At 59.3% G+C, this 16,386-nt stretch carries 13 protein-coding genes and 1 pseudogene; 8 read left to right on the top strand and 6 right to left on the bottom strand.

Annotated features, from left to right (window positions below):
- Positions 1–2: 2 nt before the first annotated feature.
- Positions 3–212, bottom strand: coding sequence for a hypothetical protein (locus HQR01_RS07820; protein ID WP_173214054.1), 210 nt, complete (start codon positions 210–212; stop codon positions 3–5).
- 109 nt (positions 213–321) lie between these two features.
- Between HQR01_RS07820 and HQR01_RS15415 the strand changes: the two genes are divergently transcribed.
- Both HQR01_RS15415 and HQR01_RS07815 read left to right on the top strand, forming a co-directional pair.
- Positions 322–453, top strand: coding sequence for a DUF6961 family protein (locus HQR01_RS15415; protein ID WP_371815550.1), 132 nt, complete (start codon positions 322–324; stop codon positions 451–453).
- 303 nt (positions 454–756) lie between these two features.
- Entirely contained in the window at positions 757–1,392 is a 636-nt protein-coding gene (locus HQR01_RS07815; RefSeq protein ID WP_173214052.1) for a S24 family peptidase, read from the top strand.
- A 181-nt stretch (positions 1,393–1,573) separates the two neighbouring features.
- Here the strand turns inward: HQR01_RS07815 and HQR01_RS07810 are convergent, their stop codons facing one another.
- Entirely contained in the window at positions 1,574–2,047 is a 474-nt protein-coding gene (locus HQR01_RS07810) for a MarR family winged helix-turn-helix transcriptional regulator (RefSeq protein ID WP_173214050.1), read from the bottom strand.
- Between the two features lie 77 nt (positions 2,048–2,124).
- Here HQR01_RS07810 and HQR01_RS07805 point away from each other — a divergent pair, with 77 nt between their 5' ends.
- From HQR01_RS07805 to HQR01_RS07790, 4 genes are all read left to right on the top strand, one after another.
- Complete coding sequence (locus HQR01_RS07805; RefSeq protein ID WP_007163783.1) at positions 2,125–3,012, top strand: alpha/beta fold hydrolase; 888 nt, start codon at positions 2,125–2,127, stop codon at positions 3,010–3,012.
- Positions 3,009–3,422, top strand: coding sequence for a hotdog fold thioesterase (locus HQR01_RS07800; protein WP_173214048.1), 414 nt, complete (start codon positions 3,009–3,011; stop codon positions 3,420–3,422). The genes HQR01_RS07805 and HQR01_RS07800 overlap by 4 nt, the downstream gene beginning before the upstream one ends.
- A gap of 110 nt (positions 3,423–3,532) precedes the next feature.
- Positions 3,533–4,519 (top strand): efflux RND transporter periplasmic adaptor subunit, encoded by a 987-nt coding sequence (locus tag HQR01_RS07795; protein ID WP_173214046.1) that lies wholly within the window; start codon positions 3,533–3,535, stop codon positions 4,517–4,519.
- A complete protein-coding gene (locus tag HQR01_RS07790) occupies positions 4,509–7,613 on the top strand; it encodes an efflux RND transporter permease subunit (protein ID WP_173214044.1) in 3,105 nt (1,034 codons plus the stop codon). Before HQR01_RS07795 ends, HQR01_RS07790 begins: the two co-directional genes overlap by 11 nt.
- A gap of 119 nt (positions 7,614–7,732) precedes the next feature.
- Here HQR01_RS07790 and HQR01_RS07785 read toward each other — a convergent pair.
- Positions 7,733–8,365: pseudogene (locus HQR01_RS07785) on the bottom strand (tyrosine-type recombinase/integrase).
- 349 nt (positions 8,366–8,714) lie between these two features.
- Between HQR01_RS07785 and HQR01_RS07780 the strand changes: the two are divergent.
- Both HQR01_RS07780 and HQR01_RS07775 read left to right on the top strand, forming a co-directional pair.
- Positions 8,715–9,338, top strand: coding sequence for a helix-turn-helix domain-containing protein (locus HQR01_RS07780; RefSeq protein WP_173214042.1), 624 nt, complete (start codon positions 8,715–8,717; stop codon positions 9,336–9,338).
- Positions 9,335–10,549, top strand: coding sequence for a type II toxin-antitoxin system HipA family toxin (locus tag HQR01_RS07775; protein ID WP_173214040.1), 1,215 nt, complete (start codon positions 9,335–9,337; stop codon positions 10,547–10,549). Before HQR01_RS07780 ends, HQR01_RS07775 begins: the two co-directional genes overlap by 4 nt.
- A 93-nt stretch (positions 10,550–10,642) precedes the next feature.
- Here HQR01_RS07775 and mobF read toward each other — a convergent pair whose 3' ends face one another.
- The 3 genes from mobF to HQR01_RS07760 are packed head-to-tail and all read right to left on the bottom strand — an operon-like array spanning position 10,643 to position 16,262.
- Positions 10,643–13,555, bottom strand: a complete 2,913-nt coding sequence (gene mobF, locus HQR01_RS07770; protein ID WP_173214037.1) for a MobF family relaxase — start codon at positions 13,553–13,555, stop codon at positions 10,643–10,645.
- A 48-nt stretch (positions 13,556–13,603) separates the two neighbouring features.
- Positions 13,604–15,943, bottom strand: a complete 2,340-nt coding sequence (locus HQR01_RS07765; protein WP_173214035.1) for a type IV secretion system DNA-binding domain-containing protein — start codon at positions 15,941–15,943, stop codon at positions 13,604–13,606.
- The gene (locus HQR01_RS07760) at positions 15,933–16,262 is read right to left on the bottom strand and encodes a hypothetical protein (protein WP_152434326.1); all 330 of its coding nucleotides are present in this window, start codon (positions 16,260–16,262) and stop codon (positions 15,933–15,935) included. Before HQR01_RS07760 ends, HQR01_RS07765 begins: the two co-directional genes overlap by 11 nt.
- Between the last annotated feature and the right edge of the window lie 124 nt (positions 16,263–16,386).

The raw sequence follows: 16,386 nt of genomic DNA, 5'->3' as shown, positions 1-16,386 counted from the left end.
TGCTAAAGGATGACGTCGTGCACAATTACGAACACGACAAAAGCTGCCAATGCAGCAAAAATCGCAATCAACTTGAGCCGTCCCCAAGGGTCAGCCCAAGTCTTTTTCCAGGTGTAGGAAGTGAGACGGTTCTCGGCGATGGCCCGGTCGACTTCACGAAGACCTTCCCAGTCCTGCTTGCCACCAGTGGGATTGTTGTCTGGATCGCTCATCGCTCATTCTCCTTCAGTGGTAAATCGGCGCTCTCACCTCTAAATCGTCCCAACAGATCGCTGATAAAATAGACAAGAAGCATCACGAAAGCGAGAACGCTATCTTGGCCTGCAGACTCGAAAATTTATTGCGTCGAAGATCGATCAGCTATGCGAGGACGGCGAGCAGAACGGGGCAAGACTCTGGCAGGTTGTGGTCCGTCGCTATGAGCAACTTGCCGCGCGCAAGTCCCATTCCTGATGGAACTGTTGGGATCTCCAGCCTCGACTGACTGCAGATAGGCTTCCAGCCGCTCTAGCGTTCGTCGACGCGGCCTTCGTCCTTGCCGGAGGTCGAGTACGAATCGAGGATCACCGACTGCGCGCCTGCCGAAGCGTGTAGCCGAAATATGATGATCTTTCAGATGCTTTTCGATCCGTTCCAGCAAGGTCATGACCCTTTCGCTCCGACTCGCAAATCCCTTGTGTTCCTGTTATGTTCTTAGTAAGATCATATCCGCGAGTCTAGGAAAATTCCTACGATTGAGATTCGAAGGACAGACAGATGGAACATGTCAGGGAAGAGCTCGACCGGCTGATTCTCAAGGGCGGATATGGCTACGCCTCGATATCGCGGCTGCTCGGCCGCAATCCCGCTTATGTACAACAGTTCATCAGGCGCGGCTCTCCAAGAAAGCTCGATGACGAGGATCGAAAGACGCTTGCCTGCTTCTTCGGTGTCGACGAGCAAGTGCTCGGTGGTCCGGCTAATCCGGTCACCGATGGCATGGTCGAGATCCCCGTACTCGATGTGGAGGCATCCGCCGGCTTTGGCGCGGTAGCTGCTAGTGAGACTGCACACACCCGGTTCGGGTTCGATGAGCGGTGGCTGCGGCACCTGACTTCGGCCAAGAGCGCCAGCCTGTCGATCGTCGGCGTCAAGGGTGACTCGATGGAGCCCACTCTCAGTGATGGTGACGAGGTTCTGGTCGATGCTTCAGATCACGGCTCGCGACTGCGAGACGGGATCTACGTCCTTCGTTCTGATGATACCCTCGTCGTGAAGCGGATCGCTATCAAGCCAAATGGTAGGCAGATCACCATTGCCAGCGACAATCCGGCTTACCCTACCTGGCACGACATGGATCGGTCGGAAGTTCACGTGGTGGGCCGGGTTATCTGGTTTGGCCGAGCCTTGTAGCGGCAGGACTTGGGCCGTTAGTTGACGGTCGGCTTTCGGCGCTGGTTTCGCAAAAAGCGGACCTTCCGCCTCCGACCCAATTGCGGATATAGATGGGTAATTGGAATTACCGCCATTCTTCGGCGTTGGCGTCGACTACAGCTGGTAAAGTTACCTTCTCTCGCGGCGACCGCTGGGCCCTTTAGGCATCGCCCAAATTGCGCTGCATTGCGGCCAAAGTAGACTTGAATGCCTCCAAGTCCTCGTCCTTTATTCCTGTGAGCAGGCGCGCATAGACCTGATCCGCTTCGACTCGCATTTTCGGAAGCAAGTCGATTGCAGCGGATCGCAGGTGCACCTGCCACACACGGCGGTCGTTTTTGGCGCTGCGCCGTTCGACCAAGCCCAATTCTTCTAGCCGGTCGATCGCTTGCCCGATGCTTGCCCGCTCCAGCTCCAATTGACCGGCCAATTCGGTCTGGGTCATGCCGGGTGTCCGGTAGAGATAGGCTAACGCACGCCACTGGGTGCGGGTGAGTCCAAACTGCTCGAGTGAGGAATCGAAGGTACGGCGCAATCGTCGCGTGAGCTCTTCCAACAGAAAAACCAACCGGTCTTGATCGGTCAGGAATGGCGCCGCTTTTTCATCGGGATCGTGGTCGAGCTTTGTTGCCATGCAAGGCACCTTAACACAGCATCGACTTAGATAAAGTCATTTACTGTAAATCAATTTACAATATAGTGGCTTGCGATATGGAGATTTTGACCACCAAAATTCATGGAGCGGGAGGACTCTCCCTTGCCGCAGAAGTGATTGGTGGCGACAACGCCATGCCCGTCCTGCTCGCACATGGCGGCGGGCAGACGCGCCGTGCGTGGAAGCGCGTAACAGGTGATTTGGCCGAAGCTGGCTACCGCACAATTGCGATTGATATGCGCGGTCATGGCGAGAGCGATTGGGCTGCGAGCGGAGCATACGATATTCGCGACTTCGCTTCCGATCTTGTAGCGATTGCATCAGGCATGGAGTGCAAACCAGCACTCGTTGGTGCTTCGCTGGGGGGACTGGCCGGGATCATCGCCGAGGGTTATCTCGCGCCAGACACTTTCGCTTCCCTGACCCTTGTAGACATTGCCCCGCGCATGGAGCCGGGCGGCGTGATGCGTGTGGTCGGTTTCATGGAACAGCATGTCGATACCGGCTTTTCTTCACCTGAAGAAGCGGCGGGAATCATCGCGAGGTACATGCCGCATCGCCGCAAGCGCGGGGCTGGAGAGGGACTGCGGCGCTACCTGCGCAAAAAGGATGATGGCCGCTACTACTGGCACTGGGACCCGGCCTTTATCCGTAACATCATGACCACGAAGCGAAGCGATCCGGCTCATCAGGATCGGCAATTCGATGCGCTGAGCGATGCGGCCAGTCGGCTTTCGTTACCAGTGCATCTCATTCGCGGCGGATCGAGCGATCTGGTTTCCGAAGAGGCGGTGGCGCATTTGCGCGACCTGGTCCCGAACACCGAATATTCCGACATCGCAGATGCCACGCATATGGTGGTGGGAGACGCCAACGACGCCTTTTCGGAAGCGATCCTCGATTTTCTGACCCGCCATCACTCTCCCCAAGGAACTACAGCATGAGCAAGGAGCACGGTCCAATCGATTGCGAACGTCTTGATGAGCTGTTGCGGATTGCTCCGTTTCATCAATGGCTCGGTCTGACGGTAAAATCGTATTCTAGCGAGCAGATTGAGCTCGAAATGCCGTGGCGCGAAGAGATTATCTCGAACCCGATGATCGGTTCAGCTCATGGCGGCGTGCTGGCATCGCTGATTGACCTCACAGGGCTCTACACATTGCTGTCGCAAGGTGTGACAGCGAAGGTGACAGCCGACCTGCGCGTTGATTATCATCGCCCGGCGACTTCTGGGCCCCTCATTGTGACGGGTCAGGTGGTCAAGGTCGGAAGGCAAATCTCGGTTGCCGAAAGCCGGATAGTTGGACCGGACGGCAAACTGATCGCCAGCGGCAGGGGTGCCTACATATGTTAGCGCGCGCCACCCTAACGGCTTTCTGTTTGGCTCTTGCTGCATGCTCAGGTGGCGTGGACGGAAGCGAGGCGGGGCAAGACGCGCAGTCAGGTCCGCGCAAAGTTCAGACAATGGTCGTCGAACCCGAATTGCTCGCAGAACCAGTAAAAGCATTCGGCACCATTGCAGCCAAGCAAAGCAGTTCGATCGGAGCGCTCGCAGAGGGGCCGGTTGAGCGCATTTTCGTAAAGGTCGGCGACAGGGTATCGCGGGGCCAACCACTCTTTCGTATCCGTCAGGCTGATTACCAGCGGCGCGTCGCCGAAGCGCAGGCCGCCGTCGATCTAGCTAGCGCCCGAGCGATCGAGGCAGAACGGCGCTACGAGCGCGTTATTGCGCTTGCACCTAAGGGTTTTGTATCAAACGCGCAGGTCGATGCGGTCGAAACGGAACTTGCCGTTGCACGAGCGCAAAAAACGCAGGCTCAGGCAGTGTTCGGCACCGCGCAGCAAGCGTTATCTGATACCATCACGCGAGCGCCTTACGATGGCGTTGTTACCGCTCGGTTGGTCGATGAAGGGGTCTACCTCAACAACCGCTTTTCGATGGGCGGTCAATCAGCAGCGCTCCAATTGCAGGAGCTCGGAACGGTCGCCGCCATCGTGAACGCGCCACAGGAATATGTTGACGCCTTTCGGCGAAATATGCCCGCTCGCGTCTACATCGAAGGGTTCGACGAGCCGATTGATAGCATAGTCTATATTATCAACGACCGGGTCGACCCTGAGAGCCGGATGGTCGAATTGCGGCTGCCGATTGCCAATCCAAATTATCGCATCAGCTCAGGTTTGGGGGCTCGCGCTGAAATCAACGTCCCACCCGTTTCGGCGATAATCCTCCCTCGAACCGCAATCCGTGGCGATAGTGCTGCCGCGCACGTTTTCATTGTTGAAAACGGGAAGGCACATGGGCGCGAAGTTACTTTCGAGAGCATCGATCTTGATCGGGTGCGCATTCTTTCAGGCTTGGCCGCAGGGGATGAATTGGTCCTCGATCCGCCTTCGACTTTGCGTGACGGTGAAACAGTAGAGTCCCGCCAAATGAGCGATGCAGACTGATATGTGGCTCGCTGACGTATCGATCCGGCGCCCCGTCTTCGCTACGATGCTGATCGCCTCGCTCGTGGTGCTGGGACTTGTTTCGTTCAATCGGCTCGGCGTCGACCTTTTCCCAAAGGTGGAGTTTCCATACGTTTCAGTAACGACGGCGCTTCCTGGCGCCTCGCCCGCATCCGTGGAGACCGAAGTTACCGACATTGTCGAGGAACAGCTCAATACCATTGCGGGATTGCGTCAGATGCGGTCGACCAGTGCGGAGGGTGTGAGCATCGTCAATCTCGAATTCGAACTCGAGGAAGATGCCGATGTGAAAGCGCAGGAGGTGCGCGACAAAATGTCGCGGCTTGGAGCCGATCTGCCTGCCGATTCCGAATCACCGGTCATCGAAAAGGTCGATCCCGATGCCGCGCCTATTCTCTCGGTTCTCATGTCGGGGGACATGCCCGCTCGTGACTTGACCGCTTTCGCAGACGAGGAGGTCAAGGAGCGTTTACAGCGCGTCCCCGGCGTCGGTTCAGTCGAGCTGGTCGGCGGACGCAAGCGGGAAATGCGTATCTGGCTCGATGCAGCCGCGATGCGCGCTCGCGGAGTGACTGCGGACGACGTACTCGGCGCAATTCAGCGCGAGAACTCCGAACTGCCGGGTGGTCGGTTGGTCACCGAGGGGCGCGCGCGCCAATTCGGTGTCCGCATACTCGCCGAAGCGGATAGCGCGGCAGAATTCGCGGCCATACCCATCGCCTATCGACCCAATGGCCAAACCGTTCGGATCGGCGACGTCGGGCGGGTAGAAGACTCGATTGAAGACGAGGCCAGTTATGCTCAGCTCGACGGTGAACCAGGCGTTGTTCTTGAAGTCCGCAAGCAAAGCGGTGAGAACACAGTCGCCGTCGCCGAACACATCCGCGCCGACATTGAGGAGCTGCGAGCTTCGGCACCAGAAGGCGTCACCTTCGTCATCGCGCGCGACACTTCTCGCTTCATCGAACAGGCCATCGGAGACGTGCTGTTCGACCTGTTAATTGCCGTGGTTCTGGTGGTCGCGGTGACATTCCTTTTCCTTCTCAGTTGGCGCGCTACGATCATAGTATTGCTGGCGATCCCCACTTCGATAGTCGCAAGCTTCATTGCCTTTGCGGCGTTCGATTTCACGATCAACATGGTCACTTTGTTAGCGCTGACGGTCGCTATCGGCCTGCTGGTCGATGACGCGATCGTCGTCGTCGAAGCAGTTCAAAATGATGTCGATGAAGGTGCTGACGCAACTGGAGCGGCTCACGCAGCCACTAAGCGGGTTGCGTTGGCTGTTCTGGCTGGAACTTTTGCGACTTTGGCAGTGTTCGTGCCAATCGCGTTTATGGAAGGAATAGTTGGCCGCTTTTTCTTTCAATACGGTCTTGCAATCGTCTTCTCCGTCAGCGTCTCGATGCTGGTTGCCTTCACGCTCACACCCGCGCTTTCGGCCCGGTTGCTGCGTCCCGAAGAAAAGGAGAGCGGCTGGTTCGCACGCATAGAGCGATTCCATGTCGGGATGCGACAACGCTACGAAAGGCTCGTATCTTGGGCGATCCGCCGCCGCTACGTCGTACTAGGCGGCGCCCTTGCCAGCGTATTCGTGGGGGGGGTTTTTGCGGCGCTCGTGCCCAGCACATTCATGTCCACTACGGACCGCTCGGAATTTCTCGTCACGATCAAGCTACCGCTCGGCACAGGGATAGCCGGGGCAAAGGATGCAGCGCAGCAGGTGGATGCCGCTCTGCGCGAAAATCCCGAAGTCGAACTCGTTTTTGTCAGTGCGGGCAGCGGGACCAATCCAAAGATCAACGAGCTCGATATCTATGTCGGCCTTTCGCACAAACGGTCACGCGACGTGACGCAAGACGATATAATGACCTTCGCACGCCAGGCAGCACTCGACGGAGTCCCGAAGGCACGCCAAGTCGCGGTGGAGGAAGTCCCGTGGGTTTCCGGTGCCGGGGTCGGACAGACCGCGATAGAGCTGATCATCACAGGGCCGGATACCGCCACAATCAATCGCTACGCGCAATGGCTCGAAAGCGAGCTGTCCGCGCGATCTGATTTCGTAGACGTGCGCTCCACATATGAGGGTGGCAGACCTGAGTTGCAGATCGCGCTCGACCGTGATCGGGCGGCGGATCTCGGTATTTCTGCGCGCGACCTTGCGGCAGCTTCGCGGACACTCGTAGGCGGGAGCGATGCCGGGACGTTCGAGACGGGTGGACGCCGCTACGACGTTCGGGTCCGGTTGGAGGAAAGCGAGCGACAGCGATTGAGCGACATAGAGGCGCTGCCCCTCAGGACAGCGCAGGGCAGTCTGGTCGATTTGGCAGCAATTGCCGACATTGATGTCACGCTGAACGCCGCAGAAATCGAACGCATTGATCGATCGCGCCAGATTTCGGTGCTCGCCAATACCGCGCCGGGTGTTCCGTTGAGCGTGGCCGTCTCGGATTTAGAGGGCTTGCTTGCCGCCAACCCACCGCCAGCTGGACTGTCTACCCAAATGGAAGGCACAGCGCGCCGCCTCGCTGAAACGAGCGAGGCCATTATCTTTGCCTTCATCTTAGCGATTGTCGCACTCTACATTGTCCTCGCAAGCCAGTTTAACAGCTTCGGGCAACCGATCATCATCATGCTCACCGCGCCGCTGTCCTTCTCGGGCGCGTATTTTCTCATGTGGGCAGCAGGTCAGGAAATGAGCTTGTTTGCGCAAATCGGCATGATTGCGCTTATGGGTATCGTGATGAAAAACGGCATCCTGCTTGTCGATCGCGCCAACCAGTTCCGCGATGCTGGCAAAGATGCTGCTGCGGCCATGCGCGATGCCGCGCCGGAACGGCTGCGACCAGTCCTCATGACCGCGCTGGCTGCCGTTTTCGGAATGATGCCCGTCGCATTGGCACAGTCAGACGCTGCGGAATGGAGAAACCCCATGGGATTCATCATTATCGGCGGTCTCACGACATCTACCTTCCTGACATTGTTGGTGATACCCGCAGCTTATGCGGCAGCCTCGGATTTGCGGAAGCTCGTGAGCAACTTTCGATCCTCGCTCTTGCATGGACCGTCCTAGGTCGAAGCGTTGGCTCAACCGTTACCGGTTTTGTGATCGGCGCAGGGTAGAACAAGCATTGTCCGCATTCACCTCCAGAAGCGGACGCTGGGCCATTTGAGATCAGCGCCCAACTCCAGTCAGATCTCAGTTTTCTCAGCGAGAGTAAGAGCATCTTCAATGTCGACACCAAGATACCGCACGGTGTTCTCGATCTTGGAATGACCGAGCAGTATCTGGATTGCACGTATGTTGCCTGTGGCTTTGTAGATGATTGAAGCTTTGGTCCGGCGCAGTGAGTGGGTGCCGTATTCCTCAGGACGCAAGCCAATAGCCGTCACCCACTCATCAACAAGCCGCGCGTACTGTCGCGTGCTCAAGTGGCGTGTTTGATCAACTCTGCTCGGGAAGACGAAGTCCTCCACGTCACCACATCTGAGCTCGAGTCACGCAAACAGGCTTGCACGCGCATCTGATGCGATCTCAAACTGAACAGGTCGACCTGTTTTGCGCTGCGTGATTGTTGCTCGCGTCCGGATTTCCGGGCCGCTGACTAGGTCGCCGATTTTGAGCTCGACGAGATCACAGCCTCGCAGTTTGCTATCGATCGCCAAGTCAAACAGAGCGCGGTCTCTTATGCGCTCCTCGCGATCAAGAAAGAAACGGATCGCCCAAATCTGCTTTTGATTGAATGGACGCTTGGGACCGATCTTAGCACCGAAGTTCCAAGGCACTCGGTTTTGAGAAGCAGGATCAAATTGTGAATAGGTCATTGTCATTCTCCTTGGCCGGAATGGCCGCAGAGAATGTCCGCTTTCGGGAGCTAAGATCTCGGATGGCTACGTCCGACATTGGGGCGCATTGCCGCCGTTCGCGCTCCTGACTAATCGGCAGGCCTCTGGGCGAAAGCTCTGTCATCGAAGGATCGGGAGAAAAAATCCGAAAATGGTTCTGCGAAGTGACGACTGCTCGCGCTTTATGCCCGTCAATCTCCGTCCATGATATGCAATGACATATGATTAGTCAGCCATATATGTCGCTACAGATTTCTCTTGCTTTTTGAGAAACCTTTGTATATGCTAAAACATATACACGTCGATCAACATATGCAGAACTATATTTATGAGCACGGCAATCGAAGACATCGCCGCAAGCATCAAAGCGGCTCGGATAGCAAAGGGCTTTACCCAGAAACAGCTGGGTGAACGGGTAGGTTTGCCCCAAAGCCATATCTCCAAGATCGAAGGCGGGAGTGTAGACCTACAGATTTCCAGCCTTGTCGAAATAGCGCGCGCGCTCGACCTCGAGCTGAAGCTTGTGCCTCGAAGGACCATACCGGCGATCGAAGGCGTTGTGCGCTCACAGCGCGAAAGAAGCGAGGCAAGTCGAGCGCTCGCAACGATTGCTGAAACCAACCGGTTCGCCGAGCGAGTACGGCAGACCTATCCGAGCATCACCGAGGTGAATGAGCTGCAAAGCGCACTTAAAAATATCCCGACCGTTAATCTCAATCCCGAAACGCTCAAGGCCATCCAGCAGGCCTTGCAGCCCGTCGCCCATCTGAAAAAACATTTTCAGGACTTCGGCTGGGCGCTTGAACAGCAAGAGGGAACGAAGAAGTTCGCCCAACAGATCGCGGCATCCACACGTGCCCTCCAGCGCGTCAGAAACCTGCAGGTCCACGCAATCGATCGAGATAGTGCCCCGAGACGGCCTGCTTACCGGCTTGAGGACGACGCCACATGATCGACGCAGCGGCTCTCGATATCTTTCTGGGTAAGACGCGCGTTGGAACGATTGCGCGCCTCGATGGAGATGCGAGCATCTTCACATTCGACGAGGTCTACCTTGCCGACCAAAATCGGCCAACGCTGTCGCTCGCCTACAAGGATGCGAATGGCGAAATCATTGCGGACACACGCAGCTATCGAACGAAAATCGAGCCGTTCTTCTCCAACCTCCTTCCCGAAGGCACGCTTCGCGACTACCTCGCCCGCCGCGCGGGCGTAAAAGCCGTGCGCGAGTACCACCTTCTCGCACAGCTCGGGCACGATCTTCCAGGCGCAGTGCGCGCCATCGCCGTCGACGCCGAGGAAACGGAGGCCGACGAGCCCGATGCAGAAGTGGTGGAGAAGCAGGCAGAGCGCGCGCTGCGCTTCTCGCTTGCCGGCGTGCAACTCAAATTCTCGGCGATCAAAGCCCAGGGCAAGAATGGCGGACTGACGATCCCGGTCACAGGCAGCGGCGGCGACTGGATCGTCAAGCTGCCCTCTGCAAGACATCCGGACGTGCCCGAGGCAGAATTCGCGGCGATGAAACTGGCCGCAAAGATCGGGATCGACGTACCTGAAATCGACCTTGTGCCCCTCGATCAGATCGATGGCATACCCGAAGGTATCACCCGTTACGGAGAGTCCGCTTTTGCCATCCGGCGCTTTGACCGGGGTGAAGAAGGACCAGTGCACACCGAAGACTTCGCCCAGGTGTTCGGTGTCTTTGCAGACGATAAATACGAGAATGCGAGCTACCGCCAGATCCTCAGTGTGCTGGCGATCGAAACCGACGAGCAAAGCGTGGTCGAATTCGTCCGCCGGCTCACCTACTCGGTGCTGATCGGGAATGGCGACATGCACCTCAAGAACTGGTCGTTGATCTATCCGGATAGGCGCAACGCGCTGCTTGCACCTGCCTATGACTTGCTTTCGACGCTCGCCTATATCCCGGGCGACGATGCTGCACTCAAGTTTCATAGCTCGCGCGAGTGGGCGTCCTACACCTATGATGAACTCGAGGCGATCGCCGATAGAGCTCGGCTGCCTGCCAGGCTGATCACCGCGACAGCAAAGGATGTCGTTGCACGGTTTGATGACGCCTGGAGCAGCGAAAGCGGACACCTCCCCTTCCCCGATCATGTGCGAAGCGCGATCGAAAGGCATCGCAAGACTCTTGCGATCTGAGAGCGGTTCCGAAATCCGATCGTTCGCGCGTAAGCACCACCTGGACCAACTGCCGGGCCCAATTCGTCAGAAAATCTTGCACATAGCGGCCCTTCAAATCCCGAAGTCCAGTGTCTTGCTCTTGCTTCGGGCGAGTTCCTTTTCGGCCTTGTTGGCCTCTTCCGGTTTCAGCTGATCAAGTTCGCCGTTTTTCTTTTCTGTCGGCGTCAACTGTGCGGTGACCTCGAGGGCCGAGGCCTTCTCGCCTTTGTTGCGTGCCACGGCTGCTCCGAGCCTGTCCGAACTGTCGACGACGAGTGTCAGGTGATCGCGAAGCCTCGTGATCGTCACCAGGAACGTTTTCTGGTTCGACAGGTTGCGCTCGCGGCTGTCCATGACTGCGATGCCGCGATCGGATGTCAGACCCTGCGCCATGTGGGCGTTGAGCGCATAGGCAAGATCGATCCGCTTCAGCATCGGATCGTCCTTTTTGAGCTCAACCTGGTCTCCCTTGGAAGTTTCGAAAGTGACCTTCCCGCCGACAACGGCAACCACCTTGGCCTGGTCGGCATTGAAGAGGCCGCGGCGATGATCGTTGCGGGTCCATCGGATCCGGTCGCCTTCATGGATTTCCAGCTTCCTCGGCTCATGCAAGGTCAGATTCTGGTCGCCCTTCCCTGCCCTGATCCGTGCCGGGTCGAACCGGAACCGCTTGCCGCGCTTGTCCGCGACTTCGACCTGCCTGCCCTTCCCGTCCTGTCCCAGGACACGATACTCGCCCGCTGACAGTCCCAGGGCCTGTTGCTTTCTCGAGACCTCGAGCACCCGGCCAGGCTGGTAGGCCGGGAGATGTCGCAGCTCCTCGCGGGTCGTGTTGACGCGGTCCAGCACTCCGAGATCGGCCTTGCCCGGGCCAATCTCGCCATTGGCAAGAAGGCCCTGCTGGACAGCAGCATTGACCGCAGAGCGGATGGCGCGGCCTGAGGCGTAGATCGATGTCCGCGCACGGGTGTCCTTGTCGAGCGCCAACCAGCTGTCAGCAGCGACCAGCGCGCCATCGCCCTCGGCCTCGAGTGTGTGCGGCTGCAGGTGACGCAGCGCCGTGCGTACATCACCCGCCTGCGCTGCCGCCTGCGCCTCGCGGATGACAGGGTCGCGGGCGCGCAGGTTGGTCGCCATTTCAGCGCTCGCCATACCCGTCCGCTGCAGGAGCGCGAAAGGTTTGCCCGCATCGACTGCGCCGAGCTGCTTTCGGTCCCCCATCAGGACCAGGCGGTGCACGCCAGTAAGATTGGCAAGGCGGACGAGCTTTTCCTTGTCCTCGTTCGAGACCATCGAAGCCTCGTCGAGCACCAGCACATGGTCTTTCAGCGCCGCCTTTGCCTCCAAACGCAGCGCCGCGTTGCCAGGATCGTTGAGCAGCTTGTTCCAGCCACCAAGAAAGCGGGCCAGCGTCTGCGAGCCGATGCCGGTGTCGCGTTCGAGCATCTGGACGAGCGTGTTCTGGATCGCGAGACCAACGACCGCATGGCCCTCGGCGCGTAGCACCTCGGCGACGGGCTTCAGAACACTGCTCTTGCCGGCACCGGCAATTCCCTGGACCGCGATCGTTCGATCCTCGGACGTCAGGATCAACTTCGCCGCTCCGAGCTGACCTGCGTTCAGCAGGAACCCCTGCCCTGCCATTGCAGCGGCCTGGACACGAGCGGTCGCGCTTCCCGGCTCGATTGCAGTCGAACTCGCGCCCCTGCCAGCGGCAACCTCGGACACGATCCGCTGCTCGGTTATCACCGCGTCTCGAGAGGCGAGCCACCCCTTGTGGGCTCCCTTACCCACTAAGAGGTCGCCGGAGCGCACCAAGGCGCGGGTCCGCTTCTCGATATCGGCAATCGTTGTGGGGAGCCCGAAATCGAGCGCGGCCTTGTAGAGCGCGGTGCGCTCGAAGGCCGCCTCGCGCTGCGAAAGATGACGCACCGCCGAAGCGACGGCCTGTGCCGCTGCGATCGTCTCACGGTCCTGCCTGAGGACCGACTTGGGCACAAGCGGATCGGCCGGATCGCCTCTGACATGCGCGGCGAAGCGACCCAGCCATGCGCGCCCGCGCTCGACAAGCGAACCGAACCTGCCAGGGTCAATCGACTGTTTCAGTGAGCGGGTCTGCGCCCGCTCGACCAAGGGCGCGAGGTCCAGCCCTATCGATTTCGCGGTGTCGCTCCATTGCATGCCGAGGGCCTCGCGGTCCTCGATCCCGTCCTTGCTCGCGCGCGTATCGAGCGCGGCAATGCGGCCCGCTTCAAGACCAGGACCGCGCCGTGCATCGAGCACTTGCTGGCGGCGGCTCGAGAACGCCATGACCTGTTCGCGGGTGATACCGCGCGCCTCGAAATTGCCGTGCTTGAGGGTCGGTCCCAGCTCATAACCAAGATTCTCGACAGCGATGCGAAAGCGCGCCATCGCAATCGAGTTAAGCGTGGTGTTGAGCTGCCAGAGCCGGTCGTTCTTGAGCGTGCGCCACTTGCCGTCCTTGCCTTGCGTAACATTGGCGATGACCGCATGGAAATGGAGGTTCGGCTCCTGGTTACGGTTGGTGTCGTGCTGGAACAGGCCGATCGCGAGGTTCCCGGTGGCCTGCGTCACCACCTTGCCTTTCTCGACCATCCGGGTCTCGGCCGCATTCTTCTCAGCCCAGTGCAGCGCTTCGAGGACGGCTTCGCGGTAGGCGGCGATGATCCGCTCGTCCTTCCCCACAAGTGCCAGCAGCGACCAGCTCTTGGGGACGGAGAAGGTGAGGTCTGTACCCGGGCGGTGTGCCTGTCCGGGATTGCCGACACTGCTGCCGTCGGGCAGCTCGCCTCGGAGAAGCGCGTCGAACGCCTTGGCCTCGACCTTGCCGTCGAGACCAAGGCGCCTTGCACCCTCGCCGACCCACTGGCCCGAGCGGTCGGCATCGGCGCTCGCGTAGTAATTGTCCGAAGCGAAGTAGCTTGCCGCCGCCGATGGCGAGCGGACATTGGCGACGGAAAGCATGGGGTGGGATCACTTTCTCTTGGCCCTCGTCCCCTCCCCGGTCGAGCGTCACATATCCGGGTCGAAGTCCCCGTAATCGTGACCATGGTCCTGCCCCTGATCGGCATCGCGACCCTGCTTCGCTGCACCGCCAAGAAGCGACTTCTGCTGCTCTTCCTGGAGCCTCTGGTCGGCCTTGCCGCGCGCGACTTGTGCCCGCTGATGCGCTGCGGGATCGGGAATATCGGACCTGGCGGAAGGCACAGCCCGTTGCTCCATGCCGCGGTGCTCCTCAGCTTTCGAAGACAGAGGAAGTTCGGATTCAGCCGGCCGCTGAGGGTCCGATGTCGCCCTTTTCCCTCTTGCATTCGGATCGCGACGCTTCCTTGTCTGATCCGGTCGAGCCTGATCGCCCTTGTTGCTGCGATGGGTCCGGCGCAGTTCCTTTTTGTCTTCCTTGTCGGCTTTCTTTTCAGCGCTGTCGGAGCGATCGTGCGCGTCCCTCATCCGGCGAGGATCACCATCATTGTCGCCTGTTTCAGAGGCTGCTCCGGCACCACCACCTGCTCCTTCATGATCATCACCGTGCCGCGTCTGCGGTGGTGGATTCGGCATATCCCGGGGAATGAAGCCTTCGGCCACCCGAGGCCAGTTGCGCGGTTCGAGGACCACAGGTGCCGCCGGAAATCCTTCGGGAAACTTGATGAAGCCATGCAGGTTCTTGAGCTTCATCAGCTCGTCGGGAAGCAGCAGCGGGACGACCTGGCGCCGGGGCGTCAGGCTGACCGCGTCGCGGGCATTGTTGTAGCCGTAGCTGTATCCTTCCTCCATCTCGCGAACCTCGCGGTGGCCGATGATATCGGAACACCAGGTGGCGGTCTCGCGATCTGCTGTGCCAAGGATCAGCTTGGTGCGGGCAAGCGAGGACAGGGTCATTGCCATGTTCTCGCCGTAGACATCCTTGAGCTTGGCAAAGGCATGGATGCCGGTGACGATCGCTCCCCCGAAATTGCGCGCGGTCTGGAGGCCCTTTTCGAGTGAAGGGAGACGATGCAGGGCGCCCAGTTCGTCGATCAGGAACCAGAGCCTGATGTCCCGCGAGCGCTGGCCCGCCATCAGCGTATTGATCGCGGTATCGAGCCACAGCGTGAGCAACTGCGAGAGCACGCTCATGTCGATGTAGCGGGCAGACAGGAACAGGATCGAGCCCGGTCCTCCTGCCCCATTGATCCACTCGCGGACCGAAAAGGGCGTCCCGTCTTCGGGCAGCATCTGGAGCGCCTTGGCGTTGACATTGAACACTGCACGCACCGATTCCGCCATGCGCGCCGCGCTCGGCGTGCTGATGGGACCGGCCATGGTATCTTCGACGAGACGGTGCAGATCGGAGAGATCGGCGTTCATGAGTTCGTGCGCCAGCGCGGCGTTTGTGCGCCGCCCTGCTTCGGCGAGCTTGAGACAGGTCTCGACGAACAGCGTGCGCGCGGCGAGCACCCAAAACTGTTCGGCGCCGCCCCCATCATGCGGGACGAGCGACTCCGCTGCGGCATGGAATTCGGCACGCGTGGAGCAATCGTTGAACACGCTCCAGGCGGGGCAACGCGCGTCGAGCGGGTTTAGAATGATGTCGCGTTTGGGATCGTAGAAGGTTTCGACAAAGGCCCCGGTAAGATCGAAAATGACCGCACGTTCGCCCCGTTCGCGGATCTCCCTGGTAAGCTCGGTTAGGACAACGGTCTTGCCTGTCCCGGTTGTGCCAACAAGCATCGCGTGACTCTGCTCGAGGCGCCAGGGCCAGCTGACCCCTGCCAGATGCGCGGGAGAATAGAAGCCCGCATGCCGCAGCGAAGTCGACCCGGCCAGACGCCAGCGCCAGCCCAACGCATCGCCATACTCGCGGGCACGGGCATTGCGGTTGTGCGCGGCGATCTCCCGGTCAAGTTCACGCAAGGTAGCAAGCTCCGCCCCGCGCACATGCTTCTTCTGTTTCGACTTCTCGCCGAAGCGTTCGGCAACCCACCAGAAGAGCGCGAAGAGCGGCACAAGAATGAACCCTGCAAGCCACAAGGCGCTGATGACCGCGCTCCGGAAAAGCGCGACCGCTTCGCGCATCGGCGGGTAATCGGTCACCACGGAAATGGGAAATGCGACGAGGCTCCCATCGGCCAGCTTGAGGTTCACAAGCTTGTCCGGGTCGAACTCCATGAAGGCATAACCAGAGGCATAGGCATGCATCCACAGGAGGTAGACCTGGTAGTCGTCTAGCGCCCCGCTTACGTCCCAATAGACCAGCCCGAGAACGACCAAGAGTGTCACGATCAGGGGCCCCTTGAGGCCCGCCGCAAACATGAAGCCGAAATGCCCGAGGAGCTGGCTGCCGCGGGTGAAGTTGACGAGATTATGCTTCATCGTCGCCTCCCATGGGTCGGGGTGCAACGATACCGAGGCGCTCCAGCCGGCGCTGGTAGGCAGCCACGGTTTTATCACGCAAGGTAGTGTCGGGATGATGCGTAAGCAGCGCATCCAATGCGACCGTGATGAAGATGTTCTGGCGGACCGGATCGGTCGCCGGAGTCCTCAGGTCAGCTTCGGTCGCGCGCTGCCAGGCATCGAAGATGCAATCGCAAACAACGATACTCGCGCTGACCCTGCGCTCGTCTGCTTGTTTCCTGATCCATTCGGCGATCAGGGGCGTGACATAAGTCACGAACCGGTGGTGTCTTTGCATTTTTCCAAGTTCCTTGTGTTCAAAGAACCTGGCTCACCCTTCGAAAGGCAAGTGCCACTCTAGGCCGCAGCATGGGGTGTAGGAAAACGGAAAATTCACATCGCTTTTCAGCAGATTAAACGGA

Source organism: Erythrobacter mangrovi, assembly GCF_013260645.1.
Taxonomy (GTDB): Bacteria; Pseudomonadota; Alphaproteobacteria; order Sphingomonadales; family Sphingomonadaceae; genus Qipengyuania; species Qipengyuania mangrovi.
The sequence above is the reverse complement of the archived record's forward strand: the minus strand, read 5'-3'. Positions and strand labels throughout refer to the sequence as shown.

Bases quoted from the DNA above. Each gene is read 5' to 3' on its own strand.
- HQR01_RS07780 (WP_173214042.1), top strand. From the start codon at position 8,715: ATGAGCACGGCAATCGAAGACATCGCCGCAAGCATCAAAGCGGCTCGG.
- HQR01_RS07820 (WP_173214054.1), bottom strand. From the start codon at position 212: ATGAGCGATCCAGACAACAATCCCACTGGTGGCAAGCAGGACTGGGAA.
- HQR01_RS07795 (WP_173214046.1), top strand. From the start codon at position 3,533: ATGGTCGTCGAACCCGAATTGCTCGCAGAACCAGTAAAAGCATTCGGC.
- HQR01_RS07800 (WP_173214048.1), top strand. From the start codon at position 3,009: ATGAGCAAGGAGCACGGTCCAATCGATTGCGAACGTCTTGATGAGCTG.
- HQR01_RS07760 (WP_152434326.1), bottom strand. From the start codon at position 16,262: ATGCAAAGACACCACCGGTTCGTGACTTATGTCACGCCCCTGATCGCC.
- HQR01_RS07775 (WP_173214040.1), top strand. From the start codon at position 9,335: ATGATCGACGCAGCGGCTCTCGATATCTTTCTGGGTAAGACGCGCGTT.
- HQR01_RS07810 (WP_173214050.1), bottom strand. From the start codon at position 2,047: ATGGCAACAAAGCTCGACCACGATCCCGATGAAAAAGCGGCGCCATTC.
- HQR01_RS07815 (WP_173214052.1), top strand. From the start codon at position 757: ATGGAACATGTCAGGGAAGAGCTCGACCGGCTGATTCTCAAGGGCGGA.
- HQR01_RS07790 (WP_173214044.1), top strand. From the start codon at position 4,509: ATGCAGACTGATATGTGGCTCGCTGACGTATCGATCCGGCGCCCCGTC.
- mobF (WP_173214037.1), bottom strand. From the start codon at position 13,555: ATGCTTTCCGTCGCCAATGTCCGCTCGCCATCGGCGGCGGCAAGCTAC.
- HQR01_RS07765 (WP_173214035.1), bottom strand. From the start codon at position 15,943: ATGAAGCATAATCTCGTCAACTTCACCCGCGGCAGCCAGCTCCTCGGG.
- HQR01_RS07805 (WP_007163783.1), top strand. From the start codon at position 2,125: ATGGAGATTTTGACCACCAAAATTCATGGAGCGGGAGGACTCTCCCTT.